This window comes from Marinospirillum minutulum DSM 6287, from assembly GCF_000422325.1.
GTDB classification, from domain to species: Bacteria; Pseudomonadota; Gammaproteobacteria; order Pseudomonadales; family Halomonadaceae; genus Marinospirillum; species Marinospirillum minutulum.
Map to the genome: position 1 here is coordinate 286479 of NZ_AULO01000010.1, position 20322 is coordinate 306800.

18 protein-coding genes and 1 other RNA gene are annotated in these 20322 nt (G+C 43.5%); 8 read left to right on the plus strand and 11 right to left on the minus strand.

What is annotated here, in order from left to right; translation table 11 throughout:
- Positions 1-42 precede the first annotated feature (42 nt).
- From gmhB to H571_RS0104935, 5 genes are all read right to left on the minus strand, one after another.
- Positions 43-582 (minus strand): D-glycero-beta-D-manno-heptose 1,7-bisphosphate 7-phosphatase, encoded by a 540-nt coding sequence (gene gmhB / locus H571_RS0104915; RefSeq protein WP_036217590.1) that lies wholly within the window; start codon positions 580-582, stop codon positions 43-45.
- Between the two features lie 55 nt (positions 583-637).
- Positions 638-2704 (minus strand): glycine--tRNA ligase subunit beta, encoded by a 2067-nt coding sequence (gene glyS / locus H571_RS0104920; RefSeq protein WP_027848340.1) that lies wholly within the window; start codon positions 2702-2704, stop codon positions 638-640.
- On the minus strand, positions 2704-3663 hold the full coding sequence (gene glyQ, locus H571_RS0104925; protein WP_027848341.1) for a glycine--tRNA ligase subunit alpha: 960 nt from the start codon (positions 3661-3663) through the stop codon (positions 2704-2706). Before glyQ ends, glyS begins: the two co-directional genes overlap by 1 nt.
- Before the next feature lie 53 nt (positions 3664-3716).
- Positions 3717-4763 (minus strand): glycosyltransferase family 4 protein, encoded by a 1047-nt coding sequence (locus tag H571_RS0104930; protein ID WP_027848342.1) that lies wholly within the window; start codon positions 4761-4763, stop codon positions 3717-3719.
- Between the two features lie 109 nt (positions 4764-4872).
- Complete coding sequence (locus H571_RS0104935; protein ID WP_027848343.1) at positions 4873-5583, minus strand: 3-deoxy-D-manno-octulosonic acid kinase; 711 nt, start codon at positions 5581-5583, stop codon at positions 4873-4875.
- Between H571_RS0104935 and H571_RS0104940 the strand changes: the two genes are divergently transcribed.
- From H571_RS0104940 to waaA, 3 genes are read left to right on the plus strand one after another with little or no spacing between them, the layout of a single operon-like run.
- On the plus strand, positions 5582-6673 hold the full coding sequence (locus H571_RS0104940; RefSeq protein WP_036217593.1) for a glycosyltransferase family 9 protein: 1092 nt from the start codon (positions 5582-5584) through the stop codon (positions 6671-6673). The genes H571_RS0104935 and H571_RS0104940 overlap by 2 nt on opposite strands.
- Positions 6674-6685: 12 nt before the next feature.
- A complete protein-coding gene (gene hldE / locus H571_RS0104945) occupies positions 6686-8107 on the plus strand; it encodes a bifunctional D-glycero-beta-D-manno-heptose-7-phosphate kinase/D-glycero-beta-D-manno-heptose 1-phosphate adenylyltransferase HldE (protein ID WP_027848345.1) in 1422 nt (473 codons plus the stop codon).
- 15 nt (positions 8108-8122) lie between these two features.
- The gene (gene waaA / locus H571_RS0104950; RefSeq protein ID WP_027848346.1) at positions 8123-9382 is read left to right on the plus strand and encodes a lipid IV(A) 3-deoxy-D-manno-octulosonic acid transferase; all 1260 of its coding nucleotides are present in this window, start codon (positions 8123-8125) and stop codon (positions 9380-9382) included.
- 24 nt (positions 9383-9406) lie between these two features.
- Here the strand turns inward: waaA and rpiA are convergent, their stop codons facing one another.
- The gene (rpiA, locus tag H571_RS0104955) at positions 9407-10087 is read right to left on the minus strand and encodes a ribose-5-phosphate isomerase RpiA (protein ID WP_027848347.1); all 681 of its coding nucleotides are present in this window, start codon (positions 10085-10087) and stop codon (positions 9407-9409) included.
- Between the two features lie 156 nt (positions 10088-10243).
- Between rpiA and ilvA the strand changes: the two genes are divergently transcribed.
- Entirely contained in the window at positions 10244-11761 is a 1518-nt protein-coding gene (gene ilvA, locus H571_RS0104960; protein ID WP_027848348.1) for a threonine ammonia-lyase, biosynthetic, read from the plus strand.
- 298 nt (positions 11762-12059) lie between these two features.
- On the opposite strand, the gene H571_RS0104970 is transcribed toward ilvA, so the two are convergent.
- The 3 genes from H571_RS0104970 to H571_RS0104975 all read right to left on the minus strand — a co-directional run bounded on the left by H571_RS0104970 (position 12060) and on the right by H571_RS0104975 (position 13210).
- On the minus strand, positions 12060-12671 hold the full coding sequence (locus tag H571_RS0104970) for a 5-formyltetrahydrofolate cyclo-ligase (RefSeq protein ID WP_027848349.1): 612 nt from the start codon (positions 12669-12671) through the stop codon (positions 12060-12062).
- 12 nt (positions 12672-12683) lie between these two features.
- Positions 12684-12866, minus strand: a non-coding RNA gene (ssrS, locus tag H571_RS15755) — 6S RNA.
- 26 nt (positions 12867-12892) lie between these two features.
- Positions 12893-13210 (minus strand): cell division protein ZapA, encoded by a 318-nt coding sequence (locus H571_RS0104975; protein ID WP_027848350.1) that lies wholly within the window; start codon positions 13208-13210, stop codon positions 12893-12895.
- Positions 13211-13347: 137 nt separating this feature from the next.
- Here H571_RS0104975 and H571_RS14265 point away from each other — a divergent pair, with 137 nt between their 5' ends.
- From H571_RS14265 to H571_RS0104995, 4 genes are read left to right on the plus strand one after another with little or no spacing between them, the layout of a single operon-like run.
- A complete protein-coding gene (locus tag H571_RS14265; RefSeq protein ID WP_036217596.1) occupies positions 13348-13944 on the plus strand; it encodes a UPF0149 family protein in 597 nt (198 codons plus the stop codon).
- 18 nt (positions 13945-13962) lie between these two features.
- A complete protein-coding gene (gene pepP, locus H571_RS0104985; RefSeq protein ID WP_027848351.1) occupies positions 13963-15300 on the plus strand; it encodes a Xaa-Pro aminopeptidase in 1338 nt (445 codons plus the stop codon).
- The gene (gene ubiH, locus H571_RS0104990; protein ID WP_036217598.1) at positions 15281-16513 is read left to right on the plus strand and encodes a 2-octaprenyl-6-methoxyphenyl hydroxylase; all 1233 of its coding nucleotides are present in this window, start codon (positions 15281-15283) and stop codon (positions 16511-16513) included. The genes pepP and ubiH overlap by 20 nt, the downstream gene beginning before the upstream one ends.
- Before the next feature lies 1 nt (position 16514).
- Entirely contained in the window at positions 16515-17744 is a 1230-nt protein-coding gene (locus tag H571_RS0104995; protein ID WP_027848353.1) for an FAD-dependent oxidoreductase, read from the plus strand.
- Between the two features lie 42 nt (positions 17745-17786).
- Here the strand turns inward: H571_RS0104995 and H571_RS14270 are convergent, their stop codons facing one another.
- Positions 17787-19118, minus strand: coding sequence for a S41 family peptidase (locus tag H571_RS14270; protein WP_036217600.1), 1332 nt, complete (start codon positions 19116-19118; stop codon positions 17787-17789).
- A 27-nt stretch (positions 19119-19145) separates the two neighbouring features.
- On the minus strand, positions 19146-20303 hold the full coding sequence (locus tag H571_RS0105005; RefSeq protein ID WP_027848354.1) for a murein hydrolase activator EnvC family protein: 1158 nt from the start codon (positions 20301-20303) through the stop codon (positions 19146-19148).
- Positions 20304-20322 lie beyond the last annotated feature (19 nt).

A 20322-nucleotide genomic window follows, 5' to 3' on the forward strand; every position in this document is an offset into this window, starting at 1 on the left:
CTAATTTCTTCGGGCTTTTTTGTATTAAAAGTTTTATTTTAATTAAATAGCAAGCAGGTAATCAGCTAATTCAGCCAGATTATCCACAATCATTACTCCCTCTAACCCCTCATCTGTAGCTAGGGTTTTCATACCCTTGCCGGTACGTACTAATACAGCTTGGCAGCCTTTTGCTTGCCCTGCTTGTAAGTCACGTAAGGCATCACCCACCATAAAACCACCTGTTAAATCTAGATCTAATGCTTGGCTTATTTGATCTAAAAGACCTGCTTTAGGTTTACGGCAGTTACAGCCATCATCCGGTCCATGAGGACACCAGGCAATATGGTGAAGATCGCCACCAGCTTGGTGAATCAGGTTAAGCATTTTTGTATGTTGGTTATCCAAGTCTAGTGGACTAAATTTTCCACGCGCTAAGCCAGATTGGTTAGTGGCAACTGCTAATATCCAACCTGCTTTATAAAGCTTAGCAATTGCTTCTATTGAACCAGGTAAAGGAATCCATTCAGCAGCACTTTTAACAAAAGCATCTGAATCTTGGTTAATGACACCATCACGGTCGAGGATTAGTATTTTTTTCATGGTGCTAGCCAAATTTTACCTAAAAAAAGGGGCCCTTAAGGCCCCAAATTAGTTATTAGTGTTGCAGTTGAGCTATGTCAGCTGTGTGCATAAACAAAGCTTGTAAGGAAGCTAACAAAGCTAAGCGGTTATTCCGTACAGCCTCATCTTCTGTCATTACCATCACATCATTAAAGAAATTATCTACAGCTTCACGTAAGCCAGCTAAACAATGTAAGGCAGCTTGGTAGTCGCCCTTAGCGTAATGAGGTGCAACTTCTAAGCTTTTAGCTGCTACCTGCTTAGCTAGTTCTATTTCAGCAGCTTCAGTTAAGAGGTTGCTGTTAACTTCCGTTGTTGCTGAGTAGTTTTGCTTACTAAGAATGTTATTAACACGCTTATTTGCTTCGGCCAAAGCAGCAGCTTCATCTAGCTTGCTAAAGCTAGCAACGGCTTGTACACGGCGGTCAAAGTCATAAGGGTGGGTAACACCTCGACCACGCACTGCCAAGAAAACACCAGTAGCAATGGCTTGCGCTTGATACCAAGCACGGAAGCGGTCAAGCATGTAATCGAGTAGTTCTTTTTCTACTTCAGCAGCCTTAGGCAAGTTTTTATGCTGCTCTAGCGCTAGATGAATGAGTTCTTTAAGGTCTAAGTCTAGCTGGCGATTAACCAAAATATTTAACACGGCTAAAGCGGCGCGACGTAGAGCAAAAGGATCTCTAGCACCGCTAGGCTTTTGGCCTAAACCAAAAATACCGGTTAGAGTATCTAAACGGTCTGCTAAAGCTAGGCAAGTACCTACACCAGAGGTTGGAAGGCTGTCGCTAGGGTTGCGAGGTAAATACTGTTCTCGTAAAGCTAGACTAACTTCCGCAGGCTCACCATCGTGGATAGCATAGGCTTCACCCATAATGCCTTGCAACTCGGGGAACTCTAAAACCATTTCAGTGTTTAAGTCGCACTTACTTAAATAAGCTGCCCGCTCAACAAGCTTGGAATCCGCTTGGATCTTTTTAGCAATGGCTTGTGCGATAACGCTAACCCTTTGGCTTTTATCGGCTAAAGTTCCTAGCTGTTTTTGGAAGACGACACTTTCTAAGCCGGTGTAACGACTTGCTAGGGGGGTCTTTTTATCTGACTCAAAAAAGAAAGCGGCATCGGCTAAACGTGGACGAATGACTTTTTCATTACCAGCAATGACGACTGCTGGCTCATGGCTTTCAATGTTGCTAATGGTAGTAAATAAAGGTAATAAAGCGCCTTTAGCATCAACCATGTGAAAGTATTTTTGATTGGCTTTCATAGAAGAAATTAAGCAGGCATCAGGCACTTCTAAAAAACGCTCTTCGAAACTACCTGTTAAAGCAACCGGCCATTCAACCAAACCGGTGACTTCATCTAGCAAGTCTTCGTCAATAACAGCCGTTGCTTGGTGTTGCTTAGCTTCGGTTAAAACCTGCTGGTGAATCACTTCACGGCGCTCTGCAAAAGAGGGCAATACCTTGGCAGCTTTTAAGCTAGGTAAATAAGCGGCAGGGTCAACCAGTTGAATCGCTTCTGGTGCATGGAAACGGTGACCAAAAGTAAGACGGTCAGCCGTTAAACCCATCACTTCAGCAGGTACAACCTGGTTTCCGTGTAAAAGCACTAACCAGTGTACTGGGCGAGAAAATTCAATTCGGCTTGAACCCCAGCGCATACGCTTAGGTACTGGCAGGTTAGCAAAGGCTTTGGTTACTATTTCAGGTAAGAGACTTGCTGTTGTTTGCCCTTTTTGGGTAGCACGGAAAACTAACCAACTACCTTTATCTGTTTCCAGTTTTTCTAAAGTATCTAACGCTACGCCACAAGAGGCAGCAAAGCCTAAAGCAGCTTTACTGGGCTGACCATCTTTATAAGCTGCGGCTAAAGCTGGTCCGCGGCGCTCTATGGCTTGATCGGGTTGGTAGCTAGCTAAGTTTTTAACAATAACAGCTAAGCGACGCGGTGTGGCATAAACGTCAGTGGCGGCGAAAGGAATACCTGCTTCAGTTAAGCCACTTTCGATACTTGTCATCAAGGCTTCAGACAGGGGTTTTAATAAAGCAGGGGGTAGTTCTTCGCAACCTAATTCAAGTAGTAAATCTGCAGCTGCCATTATGCTTTCTCCTCATCAGAAGCCAGTTGAGCCAACACTTCTTCAGCTAGTTGTTTGGGAGCTAAGGGGAAACCAGCAGCTTTACGTGTATTAAAATAAAGTACTGCTACCTCTCTAGCTAGGGTTCGAACACGCAGAATAAAACGCTGACGTTCGGTAACTGAAATAGCATGACGTGCATCTAACAAGTTAAAAGTATGTGAGGCTTTTAACACTTGTTCGTAGGCAGGTAGTGGCAGTTTGGCAGCAAGGAGTTTATTGCATTCTTTTTCACACTGATCAAACCAAGCAAAAAGCGCATCAACATCGGCATGTTCAAAGTTGTAAGCACTTTGCTCTTGTTCGTTTTGTAGCCAAACATCGCCATAGGTAACAGGCTTGCCTTCAGGGTCGAGGGTCCAAACTAAATCATAAACACTATCAACACCTTGCAAATACATAGCAATGCGTTCTAGCCCGTAGGTGATTTCACCGGTGACTGGGTAGCACTCTATACCACCGGCTTGTTGGAAATAGGTAAACTGAGTTACTTCCATGCCATTCAACCAGACTTCCCAGCCTAAGCCCCAAGCCCCAAGCGTGGGCGATTCCCAGTTATCTTCAACAAAACGCACGTCATGCACTAGAGGATCAACGCCCATCATGCGCAAAGAGCCTAAATAAAGCTCTTGGAAGTCTTTAGGTGAAGGCTTCATTACCACTTGAAACTGGTAGTAATGTTGTAAACGGTTAGGGTTTTCACCATAGCGACCATCGGTAGGGCGGCGCGAGGGTTGAACGTAAGCTGAGTTCCAAGTTTCTGGGCCTAAGGCTTTAAGAAAAGTGGCTGGGTGAAAGGTGCCTGCACCTACTTCCATATCAAGGGGTTGTAAAATAACGCAGCCTTGATTGGCCCAGTATTGTTGTAGGGCAAGAATTAAGCCCTGAAAAGTTGAGACATCTGGCGCTGACGAGTTCATGGTCAAAACTGCCCTTGCATCGGTGAATGGAGATGAATGGGCTAGATTATACCTTATCCTTTTTTAGCTTTCAGGTTCTGAATTAAAGCAGCATAAACAGCAAGGTTTTTATGACTAACTTTTTCAGGTGTAGCATCTTTTAATTGGCCATGGGCATCTCGTGTTATACGAGTACGTAGTGGCACACTGTTATAAAGAACTTTGATCATTTCTATTAAAGAATCAACATCATTCTTTTTAAAAAGTAAGCCATTACTACGGTGCCTTATAAACTCTGTAAAACCAGAAACCCTGCTAGCAATAACAGGAATATGGAAGTTCATTGCATGAAGTAAACCCGTAAAAGACTCCGCCTGGTTAGCTGGATCAATATAGATATTCATAATAGAAAAATAGTCACCTAGGTGTTTAGGTTCACCTACAAAGTCAATATTTTGTAAACCATCACTCGCTTTTTTTAGTTTGTTTTTCTGTGGTCCTTCACCTAAAACAACAAAAATAATATTAGGTAGGTCTTTTTGAAGTGCTTCAGCACACTCGAGTAACAGCTGTTGATTACCATCAGCGGAAATATAACCACTGTGACCTATTACAAAGCGGCCTTGATAATGGCTGCGTAATTGAGTCATAGCCATGGGGTTGGTATCTAAGGGGAATACAGCACTAGGTAGCCTTTTAACTGCGCAGTAGGCTTTTTCGCGCATAGCTAGCTCTACAGGGATAGAGTTAACGAGTAGTGCCTGGGCATTTTTTAATAGGCTCTTTTTGAGTGGGTTAATGGAAGCCTCATCTGGAAAGTACCAACTCATTAACCAAGGAGTACCACGCAAACGGTTTTGCCAACTAGCCCACTTGGCTGCTGTTAGGTCGTGCGCATGCACTAACCCTTTTCTTGGAACTTTAAAATGCCCTGACCAAAGGTTATTTACAGTAACTAGGGGCAGGTTACGAAGGTGGCTCAAGCGGTTGTGTAGCGCTGAATTTTTACGGCAAACTAAAAGCTGTTTTATTTTTTTTTCGGCTAGGGTACGAATTAGCATTTCAGCTTGTTGTGTCTGGCCATCATAATCATTATTAAGGCAAACTTGGATTAGTCGCATAAATAAACAACCCTGTTTTCAAAGTAACTAGATGACCCTAGTGTTACAGTTTTTTGTAGAGGTTTAGGTGAAGTTAGCCAGCTTTTTTGCAAGTGGGTGTTGCTTACAGCTAGCTAGCGTAACCAGCCATAAAAGCTTGCAACCAGAGCTTGGTTTTATTTGCATTCAATTTAGCAAAGGCACGTTCTAACCGAGTAATATTGCTAGCAGCTAGCTTGAAGTTGGGTTTGGTTAGTTGGCAGCGATCAAAATCAATTAACCAAACTTTATTAAGGTTAGGGTTAACTAAAATATTGCGTGGATTTAAATCAACGTGATTAAGGCCTGCTGCATGAAATTGCTGAACAGTTTTGCCAACTTGGTGCAATAAGTCTGCTAGTTTGGATGCGTTGTCAGCTTCTAAAAAGTCCATTAAAGGCTGGGCAGCCGGTAAACGCAGGGTTATTAAATCTGCGGTATAAAACAAACCTTTAGGTTTAACACAGGCCGCAAGAGGGGTAGGGACAGGTAAACCCCTAGCTAATAGCTGGGCAGTTAATTTGAATTCTTGCCAAGCACGCGTTTTCTCTAAGCCTTGCCAAACGTAGCTGTCTTTAATGCAGCGACCGACCAAGCCACCTCGGTAGTAATGTCGCCAAACAGCTTCTCCGGCGGGGGTTTCTATAAATAGGCTAGTGCCTCGCCCGGGTGCACCGCCTATAACTGCCTGCTGTGTTTGCCAATAATTTAAGTCGAACCAGTCGGCGCTGATTTGTGGGATTTGTGCAGTGTCATATAGAATAACCAATCCCTTATCTTTTAGCTGTTGGAAATTACTCATGCCGTCTTTGTCGTCCAGTCTTAAACTTGGTGATCTATGTATTTTGCGGCTTTCTGCACTAGGTGATGTTTGCAACCTAGTGCCCGCCGTTCGAGCTTTGCAAAAGCAGCAACCAGAAATAAATATTACCTGGGTTATTGGTCGTGCTGAGTATAACTTACTGGCTGGCTTGGAAGGTGTCGACTTTTTTATCTACGATAAAAAAACTGGCTTAAAAGGTATGTGGGCATTACGCCAAGAAATAATGGCTAAGCGTAAAGGTAAACCTTTTGATATTTTGTTACACATGCAAGCAGCCTTAAGGGCGAGCATTTTATCCCGCTTTATCCCTGCTAAACACCGTATAGGTTTTGATGCTGCAAGGGCTAAAGATAATCAAAGCTGGTTTGTTAACGAACAAATTCCTGCCAACCCTAATGCCCGAGTTGGCCAAGGCTTTATGGATTTTGCTCATTATTTAGGTGTAGTTAAAACAGAGCCAGAATGGAAGATTCCTGTACCAGAGGCAGACCAAACCACAGCTAAACAACTGGTGGTTGGTTTAGAAAAATATTTGGTGATTAGCCCTTGCAGTAGTTTTAGAAAACGTAACTGGCGTAATTGGGAAGACTTTGCAGGTTGGGCAGAGGTTATAGATTATGCCCAGCAAACCTATGGCCTAACTACCGTGCTAGTAGGTGGACAAACAGAACTAGAAAAAAATGCTACCGCACAAATAATTAAGCACTCGCAATCCAAAATTTTAGACTTAATGGGCAAAACCAATTTAAAAACCCTGTTGGCTGTAATTGATGGTGCTGAGCTGGTAATAGCACCTGATTCTGGTCCTATTCATATGGCAGCGGCTAGAGGCAAACCTGCGTTGGGCTTGTATGCAACCAGCAACCCTGCACGCACAGGCCCTTGGTTTGATGATTATGTAGTAAATCGTTACCCAGAAGCTGTGGCTAAATATTTAAAGCAGTCTCTAGCGACTGTTGCGTGGGGTAAACGGGTTAGAAGCCCCGATGCCATGAGTTTAATTACTGCCCAAGATATTATAGAAAAACTAGATCTTATCGCTGCTAATAAAGGTTTAGAGAACCCTTAAGGATTTATATCAATGAAAATTAACTTTGCAGCCTTTGAGCAGGCAAATGTACTGGTTGCTGGTGATGTGATGCTAGATCGCTATTGGCAAGGGGCAACTACACGCATTTCTCCTGAAGCACCTGTACCAGTGGTAAGAGTGCAGTCCCAAGACGATCGCCCTGGGGGTGCAGCTAACGTTGCTTTAAACCTAGTAAGCCTAGGGGCTAATGCTGGCTTAGCAGGCATAGTAGGTCGAGACGACAATGCGCGTATTCTTGACAGCCGTTTAGAGCAACTAGGCGTAAAAACTTTCTTTGATCGCTCTGATTCTCAGCCAACGGTTACTAAAGTAAGAATTATGAGCCGAAATCAGCAGCTTATCCGTTTAGATTTTGAAGAAAAACTAGAAGCTGGAGAAAGCCTTTTGACCGCTTATGCTGCGGGCTTAGAAAATACGGATCTAGTCATTTTATCTGATTACGCCAAGGGTACGCTTAGCCAAGTGCAAGCTATGATACAGCTAGCACGTAAAGCGGGTAAAAGGGTATTGGTTGACCCTAAAGGGCATGACTTTTCTATTTACCGCCAAGCCAGTGTTTTAACACCTAACCTTAGTGAATTTGAAGCGGTGGTAGGTGAATGTAAAGACGAAGCAGAGTTAGAGCAAAAGGGTGAAGTATTACGAAGCGAGTTAGAGTTAGAAGCCTTATTAATTACGCGTAGCGAAAAGGGTATGACTCTTATTCGAGAAAACCTTGCTCCTATACACTTACCAACCCATGCCCAAGAAATTTATGATGTAACCGGTGCTGGTGATACCGTTATAGCAGTACTCGGTTTGGCCTTGGCTTCAGGGCATGATTTTCCTGAAGCGATGATGCTGGCTAATTTGGCCGCTGGTTTAGTGGTTGCCAAGCCTGGCACTGCTACCGTTAGTATGGGTGAAATCTATACAGCATTACACAGTGATACGCTGTTGGAATATGGTGTATTGCCAGCAGAGCAGTTAGCTAAGCTTGTCACTATGGCAAAAAATAAAGGTGAAAAAGTTGTTTTCACCAACGGTTGTTTTGACTTACTTCATGCAGGGCACGTTGCCTACCTAGAAGAAGCAGGTAAGCTAGGCGATCGACTTATTGTAGCGGTTAACTCTGATGCTTCAGTGAGCCGCTTAAAAGGCCCTTCACGCCCCATTAATGCCTTAGACAGACGTATGCGTGTTTTGGCTGGTTTGCAATCAGTGGATTGGGTAGTCCCTTTTGAAGAAGATACGCCAGCAGAAATTATTGCTCAATTAATGCCTAATGTTCTAGTTAAAGGTGGTGATTACCAAGTAGAAGACATCGCTGGTGCAGATACCGTTTTAGCGGCCGGTGGTGAAGTCAAAGTGCTGAGTTTTGTCGATGGTGTATCTACAACGGCGATGGTGCGCTCTATTTTGGATAAAAACTAACCTAGGTAATAACCAATGCTCTCCCTGTCACGTTTAGCCTATACAGCTTTATTAACTTTACTTTCACCTTGGGCTAAAAAGCGTATGGCGCGTGAGAAGGTCAATGAGTTTTCAGAGCGCCAACGTGCAGGGCATTTATCGCCTTTTGAAAAGCCAGTAATTTGGGCGCATTGTGCCTCTATGGGAGAGGTGTTGGCGGCAGAACCTTTACTCAAAGCCTTGCAAGAGCGTCACCCGACCAAGCAGCTGGTAGTTACTACTATGACTGCTACAGGTGCAGCCCAAGTTAGGCAGCGTTTACCTGAAGCAAGGCATTACCTAATACCACTAGACCTACCTTGGAATACCCAGCGATTTGTTAAAACCTTAAAGCCTTTGGTAGGCATTATTTTTGAAACCGAAATTTGGCCCAACCTGATTCATTCCTGCCACCAAGCCGGTGTGCCGCTGATTATTGCCAATGGTCGTTTATCACCCAAGGCCTTTACCGCTTATAAAAAAATACGCCCTTTAATGGCGGATGCCTTAAAAAAAATCACTTATTTAGCAGCTAAGTCTGATGAAGATGCCGAACGCTTTATTGCTTTAGGTTTTCCTAAAGGCCGAGTGGAAGTCACGGGCAGTATTAAGTATGACTTGCAATTACCTAGTGATTTTCAGCAACAACTAGCTGCGTTAAAAGAAAAGTTAACTATCGGTGAACGCCCTGTTTGGATAGCTGCCAGTACCCACGAAGGAGAAGACGCGCCTTTATTGGCTGCTCACCAGCAAGTATTAGCCCAGCAGCCTAATGCATTATTAATACTCGTACCCCGCCACCCACAACGCTTTGATGCCGTAGCTAAATTAATTGAAGATAAAGGTTTAAGCCTAGCAAGGCGTAGTTTAGAAGAACCGATTAATGCAACAACGCAAGTGTATTTAGGCGATACGCTAGGTGAAATGCTCTTGCTTTACGCCTTGGCAGACTTAGCCTTTGTCGCAGGTAGCTTAGAACCCATAGGTGGGCATAATCTATTAGAACCAGCCGCCGTGGGTGTGCCGGTGATTACTGGGCCACATTTACAAAACTTTAGTGAAGTAGCCGATATACTGCGCCAAGCCGATAGCTTAAAAGAAGTAAAACGTGCTGAAGAATTGCCTTTATTGCTCGAACAACTTTGGGCAGATAAAATGGTTTGTCAGGTAATGACAAATGCAGCACTAGCCGTAGTTGAAGCTAACAAGGGCGCTATGAATAAACAGCTAACCCTTGTTGAAAGTTTGTTGCCTTGATTAATAGCTATTATTTGCTTGCTACTATTTTTTTGGATAAACCAAACGCTCAACACCTTCCGAGCTACCCAAGAGCAAAACATCGGCTTGGCGATGGGCAAAAATGCCATTACAAACCACGCCAGTAATATTGTTAATCATGCTTTCAAGCTTAATTGGGTCATCCAACATAAAGTTGTAGCAGTCGATAATCCAGTTGCCATTATCCGTTGTTACGCCCTGTCGCCATTGTGGATCGGCACCAATTTTTACTAGTTCACGCCCAACATGGCTACGCGCCATAGGTAGCACTTCAACGGGTAAAGGGAAGTTACCTAAAATATCCACTTTTTTACTGGCATCAGCAATACAAATAAAAGTATCACTGCAAGCGGCTACAATTTTTTCACGCGTTAAAGCTGCACCACCACCTTTAATCATTTGTAGGCGGCCATTCACTTCATCAGCACCATCAATATAAAAAGGTAACTGACCTGCTGAGTTTAAATCAACAACTCGAATGCCGTGAGCTTCTAGGCGTTTAGCGCTGGCTTCAGAACTGGCCACCGCACCATCAAAGTCTTGTTTAAGCTTGGCTAGTTCATCAATAAAAAAATTAGCGGTAGAGCCAGTGCCAATACCAATAATCATGTCTTTTTCTAATTGATGACGAATTTCATCAAGTGCAGCCTTGGCAACAGCCTGCTTCATTTCATTTTGGTTCATTTTTAGGTACCTAGGTTAGCGAGTCATTAATTGTTGTGCAGTATAACAAGAAGCCAAGCACAAAAATCGCCAGACAAGTTTACTAGACGCAAGCGCAGCAAAACGACACAATGGTGCGTTATTCAATTCTAAGGTTATTAGTGGAAAAGCCCTATCATGCTTGAGCATTACGTAAAGAAAATTCTACAGGCACGTGTTTATGATGTTGCCCTAGAAACCCCGTTATCTGAAGCACGCTTTATGTCTAAACGCCTGAATAATCAGGTGTGGATTAAGCGTGAAGACTTACAGCCAGTCTATTCTTTTAAAATACGTGGTGCTTACAACAAAATGGCTCAGCTAACAGAAGCTGAAAAAGCCAAGGGCGTTATTGCTGCTTCTGCTGGTAATCATGCTCAGGGCTTAGCTATGGCGGCTAAAGTGATGGGTGTTAAAGCCGTCATTGTAATGCCACGCATTACGCCTGATATTAAAGTTCAGGCAGTAAGGGCCAGAGGTGCAAGGGTTATTTTAAAAGGCGATGCTTTTGATGAAGCCTTAGAACACGCCCTAGAACTGATTAAAGAACATGGTTATACCTATGTTCCACCCTACGATGACCCAGACGTTATTGCAGGCCAAGGCACTGTGGGTATGGAAATACTGCGCCAGCACCCCAACCCTATTCATGCCATTTTTGTACCCGTGGGTGGTGGTGGCTTAATTGCAGGTATAGCGGCCTATGTAAAATACCTACGCCCAGAAATTAAAATTATTGGTGTAGAAGCAGAAGATGCCGCCTGTTTAAAAGCCGCCTTAGATAAAGGTAAGCGAGTTATCTTAGATCAGGTAGGTATTTTTGCTGAAGGAGTAGCTGTTGCGCAAATCGGTAAAGAACCTTTTAAAATTTGTAAAAACTACGTTGATCAAGTTATTACCATTAATACCGATGAAATGTGCGCAGCAGTTAAAGATATATTTGAAGATACCCGTGGGGTTGCCGAGCCATCAGGAGCCTTGTCTTTAGCTGGCTTAAAAAAATACGTTGAAGAAACAGGCATTACCGCTAGTAACCTTATTTGTATTAATTCAGGTGCTAATACCAACTTTGAGCGCTTACAACATATAGCTGAGCGTACCGAGCTAGGTGAAAAACGTGAAGCCATTTTAGCGGTTGGAATTCCAGAGCGCCCCGGTAGCTTTAAAAACTTCTGCAAAATTATTGGCCGTCGCCGTATGGTCACTGAGTTTAACTACCGTTATGCCGACCCAGACAATGCACAGGTTTATGTGGGGGTTCAAGTAAAACAGGGTGGCGAAGACAGATTAGAACTTATTCTGCTGTTAAAGGAAGCCGGTTATCCAGTAGTAGATTTAACAGATAACGAGCTAGCCAAGCTGCATATTCGCCACCTAGGTGGTGGGCGCACGCCTTCAGACTGTAATGAAGAAATTTATCGTTTTGAGTTTCCAGAACGCCCAGGGGCATTGCTGAACTTTCTTAACAACCTTGGTCAAGATTGGAACATTTCACTTTTTCATTATCGTAATCATGGTGCTGCCTACGGCCGTGTTTTAGTAGGCTTACAAGTACCCAATGGTGATAGGCCAAATGTAGAGGCTTACCTAGATAAAATTAGTTACCGCTATTGGCGCGAAAGTGACAACCCTGCTTACCAACTATTTTTACGCTAACTGGGATCTAGCTCACAAATTAACCTAAGAACGTGTAAAAAATACATTAGTACACTTGTTCTAGGGTTATAAAAGTAATAAATTAGTTTAACCTTGTAATCACAAGGGTTTTCTAGCTAGAAGCCTGACTTAGCTAGTTCTTATTTTGTAAAAATATTGTCATGCTTAAATAAATGCATATTTAAGTTAAGCTGGAAGGTAGTACTATGAAAAAGAAACCTGACTTAATGCTGGTGTTAGCACTAGTGTTTATTCTAGGCCTGTTAGTGACTGGTTACGCACAAAGCTTCTTTTTGAGTTAAGTTGGGTAAACTTGGGAAGGAGTTACTATTCCCGTTAAAGGAACATCCCAAGGTTCAAGAGGAAGTTGCTCTACCTTTTGGCACTCATGTGCCAACCCTATAAGTTTGGGTCGTTTAAATTCATTAGGCCTTATTGCCAAAGTGCGGTCGTAAAAACCTCCTCCCATACCTAGCCTACCACCTTGTGAGTCGAAGCCAACTAAAGGCATCAGTAGCAAATCTAATGCTTGCACCCTGCAGCTATTTGCTCGCTTTAGACCATAACCCTTTAAACGGGGTTCTAAAATACCAAAGCGGTTTTTCTCTAGTGGTGTTTGGGGTGTAAAACGAATAAATAATAAGTGGTTGGTATTGAGAGGGTGCAAAACAGGCAAATAAACCTTTTTACCCATACCCTGCGCCATAAGTGCAATAGGTAAGGGGTCGACTTCACCATCGACAGCCATGTATATGGCTAAACTTGAAGCCTTAATAAACCAAGGTTGTTGTCTCACTAGCTGACAGACTTGGCGGCTAGCTAGCTTTTGTTGGTGTGTAGTGAGCAGGCGGCGCTTTTGTCTTAAATGGCGACGCAAAGAGGAACGATTAATAAGGGAAGAAGGCTGCATAGTAGGTCTTGTATAGGCCCCAAGGTGCCGCTGTCGTCGTATTCCTTGAACCGTAAAGTTCAAGGTGGAAGTGACCGATTTACCTAAGGCTTTCCGCTACTAGGCGGACCTGCACACGAGTAAAGTCAGGGATACTCCCAGTTGGTACAACATAGGCTCGAGGACTTGGACAACTGGCCAACACCCCAGGGTTGCCTTTAGTCTAACAAATAATAAAAGCTTTATGGGACTTTTCGTGACTCAACAAGAGTATCGAGTTCTGCTATTGCTGAATCCATCTTATGGTTAAGCTGAACTATCTTGGCATCCTTGCTAAGGTTAGCTTCATCTAAATTCAAAAACTCATGAGTAATATTTAGCGCAGCAATAATGGCTAGGCGTTCTAAGCTAAGTACCTTACCAGCATGGCGTATATCAGCCATTTTTTTATTTAAATATTGGGCGGCACGCAAAAGACTGTCTTGCTCGTCTTTTGAGCAAGCAATCAAGTATTTGCGATCCAGCAGGGTAATTTCAGTGGTATTCTTGTCACTGCTCATACATCTGGCTCCAATGCCCTTATAAAGCAATAAAACACTATAATGCGACCTCAGTAATTGGTCAATTGTCGCACTGCTAGTAACTATACGCTACTTCTGTAAAATCTATTAATTATTTGAAAAGATGAGAAAATTTTATGTCGTCTGAAAAGGCTCAAGTTCCTACTGTTGATTTTGATGAGCTGGCAGACTTATGTTTGCGCCATCGCTGTTTTCAATCGCCCTCACTTTTTCATGGAGTTTTGGCTGGTCAGCTTTGTGGACAAGAACGCTTTCCGCGTGAGCAGTGGTTAGTTCTTTTTGCTCAACTACTGGGTAATGAAACAACTCAGTTAGAAGGTTTAGACAAGCAACTAGCACTAAAGCTATTAGACCAAACCCTAGAGCAGTTGAGTGCTAGCAGTTTAGATTTTGAACCCTTGTTGCCAGATGAGTTATATGAACTAGAAGAACGCTTTGAAGCTTTAGTTAAGTGGGCGCAAGGTTTTCTAAAGTCACTAAAAGCTGCCAAGCTAGAAGTAACTGAACTATCCGCAGAGGCACAAGAAGGTTTGCAAGATTTAGAAAGGCTTGTCGCCCTAGATAAAGAAAACTTGCCTGCTGATGAAGAAAATGAAAAAGATTTAACAGCCATTACTGAGTTTGTCCGTATGGTTATTATGCTGCTCTATACTGAACTACACCCAGGTCAGCCTCAGGTAGAGCAAACTAAAAACCCAAGAAACCTGCACTAGGTTATTGCTGGAGCAACAATGAAACACCTTCCTGTAGAAACCTTTATTAAGCGTCGTCAGCAACTTATGGATAGTCTGCCTGACAAGGCCTTGTTGCTAGTACCTTCAGCAACCTTGGTCACCAGAAGTCGAGATACGGAGCACCCTTTTCGGCAAGACAGTGATTTTTGGTATTTAACAGGCTTTAATGAACCCGATGCTTTGTTGGTGCTCATGAAGGGTTCTACTTTAGGAGAGCAGCTACTATTTAACCAACCTAAAGATAAAATAATGGAAACCTGGACAGGTGTTCGTCTTGGTCAAGAAGCAGCAGTTATTCAACTAGGTTTTGATAAGGCTTTTACCCTGGCAGAAATAGATGCCCAGTTACCAAAACTATTAGTGGAAGCTAGCGAAGTTTGGATGCCCATTGAAGATGAAGCCCTTTATTCACGCTATCTCGCTTGGCGTCAGCAAGCAAGAGCAAGGTTTAGAAAACAAGCTAGCCTACCCAATAGAATAACTGATTTGAGTCAGCAATTAGGTGAAATGCGCCTTATCAAAACCCCAGAAGAAATAGAATTAATGAAAGAGGCGGCACGCATTTCTGCAGAGGCTCATAATCGTGCAATGCAAGTTTGCCGTCCAGGTATGTATGAATACCAGCTACAAGCAGAGTTAGAACACGAATTTAAAATGCAAGGCGCTAGTGGGCCAGCTTATGGCAGCATTGTTGGTTCAGGTGAAAACGCTTGTGTGCTGCACTATGTCGAAAATAAAGATGTAATACAGAAGGGTGACCTAGTATTAATTGATGCAGGTGCTGAGTACCAAGGTTATGCCGGTGATATTACCCGCACTTTTCCAGTAAGTGGTGTGTTTTCTTTGCAGCAAAAACAACTTTACAACCTAGTGTTAAAAGCTAATCAACTGGCCATTAGCTTAACTAAACCGGGTGTTACCCTTGAGGAACTGCATCAGGCTAGTGTGCACTGTTTAGTGACTGGCCTAGTTGAACTAGGCTTGTTAAAAGGTGAGGTGCCACACTTAATAGAAGCTGAAGCCTATAAAACCTTTTATATGCACGGTACAAGTCATTGGTTAGGCTTAGATGTGCATGATGTAGGGCTTTACCGGCAAGAAGGCCAAGCACGTTTATTAGAGCCAGGCATGGTGTTTACTATAGAGCCAGGCTTATACATTGCGCCTGATCAACAAGGTATAGACCCACTTTGGTGCGGCATAGGTATACGTATAGAAGACGATGTTTTAGTCACCGAAACCGGTTGTGAAGTTTTAACCAGCGCTGTTCCAAAAACCATTGAGGGCATAGAAGGCCTGATGAAGGGTGAAGTTTATGCAGCAACAAGAATATGACCTAGCAATTGTAGGTGGAGGCTTGGTGGGTGCTAGTTTGGCTATTGCACTACAGCCTTTAGCAGAAAAGCTTAACTGGAAAATCTGTCTAATAGAAAACCAACCCCCAAGGGATGAACCCAGCATTAAAGACTGGCAGCCAAGTTTTGATGCACGTTCAACCGCTATCTCTTGGGGCACTAGGTTAATTTATGAACAACTGGGTTTATGGCAAGACTTAAAAGAGCATGCCAACCCCATAAAACACATTCAAATTACTGATCGAGGTTTTTTAGGGTCAAGCCAATTACACAACACTGAACAACAGGTTGCTGCCTTGGGTTATGTAGTACCTAACCTTTGGTTAGGTAAAGTTTTGTGGCAAGGTTTGGCGGCAGCAAAAAATACGCAAGTTTTAGCGCCAGCTACTATTCATTACGTTAGCTTTCCCAACCCTGAACAGGCGTTCTTAGAAGGCGAGTTAGAAGATAAACCACTAGCACTAAAAGCCAAACTAGTTATTTTGGCTGATGGTGGTCGCTCTGGAATCAAGCAGCAGCTAGGTATAGCTGATGACGTGCATGATTATGAACAAACAGCCATTATCGCTAATGTACGCATGTCTAAGCCACACCAAAGCTGGGCTTATGAACGCTTTGCTGCCGATGGTCCTATGGCTTTATTACCCTTAGCGGGTCGTGATATGGCTTTAGTTTGGACGCGCACTAACGAACAAGCCGCAAACGATGCTGTATTGGGCGATGCTGAATTTCTACAAGCCATTCAAAAAAGCTTTGGTAATAGGGCTGGGCGTTTTCAAAAGGTGGGTGAGCGCTTTGCCTACCCCTTAAAAAAAGTACGCTCTAAAGAACAGGTAAGGCAAAACTTGGTTTTGCTGGGTAACACAGCACACTACCTTCATCCAGTTGCAGGACAAGGCTACAACCTTGCTATAAGAGGCGTTATAACTCTGGCAGAAGCGCTTGCTAAGGGTGCTCAGCAGTCAAGAGAACAAGGCCTAGCCTTTCATCCAGGTGATCTGCCCTTACTGGAAAAGTGGCAAGCAGCAAGGCAAGGTGATCAAGCAGGCGTTATAGGTTTTAGTCATGGCTTAATAGCCTTGTTTGCCAACGATACCCCACTTTTAGGTCATGCACGTGCAGCAGGTTTAATCGGACTAAATTTAACCGCCCCCCTCAGACGTTGGATAACCGCTAAGGCTATGGGAGTTTAAGATGCAGCAACCAAAAGCAACTAAAAGCTATGATGTTGTGATCGTTGGCGGTGGTATGGCTGGTTTAGCACTTGCCGCGGGTTTGGCAGCAACAAACCTAAAGTTAGCACTAGTAGAAGCGGCAGAACAACCACCTAATTGGCAAGCTAGCATTTTTAATACACGGGTTAGCGCCTTATCAGAAACCAGTCGCCAGCTCTTAGAGAGTTTAGGTGCTTGGTCTGCTATGGAAAAGCGGCGAGTAAATCCCTACCAAGGTATGCATGTTTGGGATGGTGAAGGCACAGCAGAGGTTGCTTTTGATGCAGCAGAAGCAGGTGTTTCTAATTTGGGATATTTAGTTGAAAATGCTGTAACTCAGCTAGGTTTATTAGAAGCCGTTGCCAATCAGGCTAACCTAGACTGGTATCAAGGCGTAGAAGCTACCGAGTTAAGTGAGCCAGCCAGTGCTCAGGGTAAGCGAAGCTTAGTATTAAATGATGGACGTTGTTTAGAAGCCGCACTGATTGTAGGTGCTGATGGTGCCAATTCAAAAATACGCCAACTAGCCAACTTTAAAACAAGAGAGTGGAACTATGGCCATCATGCTTTAGTCACCAGTGTGCGTATGGAAAAATCTCACGGCAATACTGCTTGGCAAAACTTTACTGAAAAAGGGGTTTTGGCTTTTCTACCCTTAAACTTAGAGGGCGATAACCATTGGTGCTCTATCGTTTGGTCTACTCACCCAGAACAAGCCGCAGAATTATTAGCATTAGATGAGCAGGCTTTTAACCAACAACTAGCTCAAGCTTTTGAAGGGCGTTTAGGTAAGGTGGAATTAAGCCAAACACGCCAAGTTGTGCCTTTACGTCAGCGCCATGCTATTGATTATGTAAAACCAGGTTTGGCACTCATTGCTGATGCTGCACATACCATTCACCCTTTAGCTGGACAGGGTATTAACCTAGGTTTTGCTGATACTGCTGTTCTAACACAGGTTATCAAACAAGCTGCAGCAGACAACAAACCCTTGGGTAGTTTAATGGTATTAAACACTTATCAGCGCCAGCGCAAGCCAGACAACCTAGCAATGATGGCGCTAATGGAAAGCTTTAAACGCTTATTTGCAACGCAAAAGTTGCCTGTACTTTTACTGCGTAACCTAGGTATGAAGCTAGTGAATGCTAATCCTTGGATAAAGCGCCAGTTAATTGCTCAGGCGTTAGGTTTACGCCCCTTAGCTAAATAAGTTAGCTAAGGAGAAAAGGTTAGTGTTGGTTTAAGGCAAGGCTTAGTGGCGGCTTTTAAAAATCACTAATCCACGTAGAAGGTTTAAAGCTTCATTCAAAGGGTAGTCTTCCGCTGTGTCTAGGCGAGCAGTAATTTTTTTACTACTAGAAGGTTTAAACTCATTGTTGATGTGTCCATCTAGGTCAGCTTCTTTTGTTGCCTGATAAGCCTCTAGCGGTGTAATGCGTGCATTGACTACTTCTATATCTGGTTGAATGCCTTCAGCCTGAATTGACCGACCATTGGGTGTGTAATAAAGCGCAGTGGTCATTTTTAATGCTCTATCATTATTCATGGGCAACACCGTTTGTACTGAACCCTTACCAAAACTAGCAGTACCCATAACTAAAGCTCGTTGGTGGTCTTGCAAGGCACCGGCAACAATTTCTGAAGCTGAAGCTGAACCACCATTAATTAAAACCACCAGTGGAACACCATCTAAGCTATCGCCTGGGTTGGCTTCAAAGCGCATTTGCGTATCGGGCAAGCGACCCTTGGTATAAACAATTAAGCCACTGTCTAAGAATACATCAACAACGTCTGCCGCTGCTTGTAATACACCGCCTGGGTTGTTGCGTAAATCTAAAATTAAACCTTCTAAAGGCCCTTCATTTTCTTTAGCTAGTCTTGCTAGCCCTTCTTGCACCTCTTCACCACTACGGTTTTGAAACTGACTAATTCTAAGGTAGCCAAACCCGGGTTCAAGTATTTTTTCTTTCACACTGGTAATACGAATTAACCCTCGCTCTAACTCTACTTTAAGGGGTTGGCTAAGTGTTTCACGTTGAATGGTGAGTTCTATTTTAGTGCCTGGTTCACCACGCATTAACTCCATGGCTTTATCAACCGACATTTCGCGAGTCGGTGTATCGTTAATGCGAATAATTAAATCATGTGGCTGTAACCCTGCTCGAGAAGCTGGGGTGTCATCAATAGGACTAATAACTTTTATATAGCCTTCTTCTATACCTATTTCGATGCCTAACCCACCAAACTCGCCCTGCGTTGACTCTATAAGATCACGAAAGGCTTCAGGCTCTAGGTAGGAAGAGTGAGGGTCTAGGCCAGATAACATGCCTTTAATTGCATTTTCTAATAATTCTCGGTCAGCTACTTCGTGCACATAAGCCTGCTTAATACGCTCGTAGACTTCTGCAAAACTACGTAGCTCATCCAGTGGCAGGTCATATTCTGGGTCGAGAGGGTAATCTAAGTTAGAGTGATTATCGGCAAAGGTGGCTGGCGCTAAAACAGTAAAGCTTAACAATAAAGCAACACCTAGCCACCGTAGAGTGGGATTAGGTGTTTTGTGACTAGGTGTTAAAAAATACATAAAAATACCTGTTATAAAAATTAAAAGTTAGCGGCCTGCTATCCAGCTTATGGGGTCGAGTGGTTGCCCATCACTTCTTATTTCAAAATAAAGGCCGTTGTTTTGTTGGCCGCCAGTAGACCCCGCTGTAGCAATAACTTCACCACCATGCACCCAGTCACCGGGCTGCTTGTTAAGTGTTTGATTATAACCGTAGAGGCTCATATAACCCTCGCCATGGTCAATAATTAACATAAAACCAAAGCCCCTTAACCAGTCAGCAAATACAACCCTTCCACCGTGAATAGAACGTACTGCATCCCCTTCACGGGCTTGAATTAACATGCCATGACTCGTTAAGCGGTTGTTGTATTGTTTGCTACCGTAGGCACTAAGTACACGACCTTTAATTGGCCAGGGTAACTTGCCACGCATTTGTGGAAAGGGGCTAGCGTCTCTGGGGGGTGGAAGCTTAATGATTGCTTCAGTTACGGCTTCTAAGAGTTGTTCTAAGCGTTTTTGGTCAGCGAGTAGTTTTTTTAATTCATCACCCCGACCAGCAATTTCTTGGCTAAGTTGCTTTACAACAGCTTGGCGTTTCTTTTGTTCAGCTAGTAGTTCGCTGCGTCGGTTTTGTAAACTGCGCCTAACCTGCTCAAGTGTTTTGCCACGGGTAATTATCTCTGACTGAACAACACTAAGCTGACGTGCTGTACCTAGGTATTCCTCTATCTGTTCGGTTCTTTTTTTGTTGATATAGTCGTAATACCTTAACAGTCTAGCCACCCTGTCTGGCTCTTGCTGATTAAGTAGCACCTTTAGGTATTCTTGTCTGCCCATGGCGTAGGCAGAACGTATTTGTTGGCGCAAATAGCCAGCCTGCTGGTCAAGCTGTGTTTGCAAACTGCGCTGTTCACTGCGTAAGCGCATAAGTCTTTGTTCAAGTTCTGCTGCTTCATTACTGTTTTCAGCTATACGGGAAACCAGCTGGCCTATTTGCACCTCTGTTTCACGTAAGCGATTTTCTAGTTGAGAGTGCTCGCCACGCGCTTCTGTTAGCCAGCCTTGCAGTTTACTAATGTCTTTTCGTAAGGCTTTAAGTTGCTGTTCGCTAACCTCCTCTTGAGCGGAAGGGTTAGCAGCTAAGGCTAGATTAGCTGCCAGCAGGCTTACTAGTAAGGTGGCTACTAAGGCAAAACGGCGCATAACTAATCCCTGTTCTCTG

Bases quoted from the DNA above. Each gene is read 5' to 3' on its own strand.
- H571_RS0105005 (WP_027848354.1), bottom strand. From the start codon at position 20,303: ATGCGCCGTTTTGCCTTAGTAGCCACCTTACTAGTAAGCCTGCTGGCA.
- H571_RS14265 (WP_036217596.1), top strand. From the start codon at position 13,348: ATGTCGTCTGAAAAGGCTCAAGTTCCTACTGTTGATTTTGATGAGCTG.
- H571_RS0104995 (WP_027848353.1), top strand. From the start codon at position 16,515: ATGCAGCAACCAAAAGCAACTAAAAGCTATGATGTTGTGATCGTTGGC.
- H571_RS0104930 (WP_027848342.1), bottom strand. From the start codon at position 4,763: ATGCGACTAATCCAAGTTTGCCTTAATAATGATTATGATGGCCAGACA.
- ilvA (WP_027848348.1), top strand. From the start codon at position 10,244: ATGCTTGAGCATTACGTAAAGAAAATTCTACAGGCACGTGTTTATGAT.
- pepP (WP_027848351.1), top strand. From the start codon at position 13,963: ATGAAACACCTTCCTGTAGAAACCTTTATTAAGCGTCGTCAGCAACTT.
- ubiH (WP_036217598.1), top strand. From the start codon at position 15,281: ATGCAGCAACAAGAATATGACCTAGCAATTGTAGGTGGAGGCTTGGTG.
- H571_RS0104935 (WP_027848343.1), bottom strand. From the start codon at position 5,583: ATGAGTAATTTCCAACAGCTAAAAGATAAGGGATTGGTTATTCTATAT.
- H571_RS0104970 (WP_027848349.1), bottom strand. From the start codon at position 12,671: ATGCAGCCTTCTTCCCTTATTAATCGTTCCTCTTTGCGTCGCCATTTA.
- waaA (WP_027848346.1), top strand. From the start codon at position 8,123: ATGCTCTCCCTGTCACGTTTAGCCTATACAGCTTTATTAACTTTACTT.
- H571_RS0104975 (WP_027848350.1), bottom strand. From the start codon at position 13,210: ATGAGCAGTGACAAGAATACCACTGAAATTACCCTGCTGGATCGCAAA.
- glyQ (WP_027848341.1), bottom strand. From the start codon at position 3,663: ATGAACTCGTCAGCGCCAGATGTCTCAACTTTTCAGGGCTTAATTCTT.
- glyS (WP_027848340.1), bottom strand. From the start codon at position 2,704: ATGGCAGCTGCAGATTTACTACTTGAATTAGGTTGCGAAGAACTACCC.
- rpiA (WP_027848347.1), bottom strand. From the start codon at position 10,087: ATGAACCAAAATGAAATGAAGCAGGCTGTTGCCAAGGCTGCACTTGAT.
- hldE (WP_027848345.1), top strand. From the start codon at position 6,686: ATGAAAATTAACTTTGCAGCCTTTGAGCAGGCAAATGTACTGGTTGCT.
- H571_RS0104940 (WP_036217593.1), top strand. From the start codon at position 5,582: ATGCCGTCTTTGTCGTCCAGTCTTAAACTTGGTGATCTATGTATTTTG.
- H571_RS14270 (WP_036217600.1), bottom strand. From the start codon at position 19,118: ATGTATTTTTTAACACCTAGTCACAAAACACCTAATCCCACTCTACGG.
- gmhB (WP_036217590.1), bottom strand. From the start codon at position 582: ATGAAAAAAATACTAATCCTCGACCGTGATGGTGTCATTAACCAAGAT.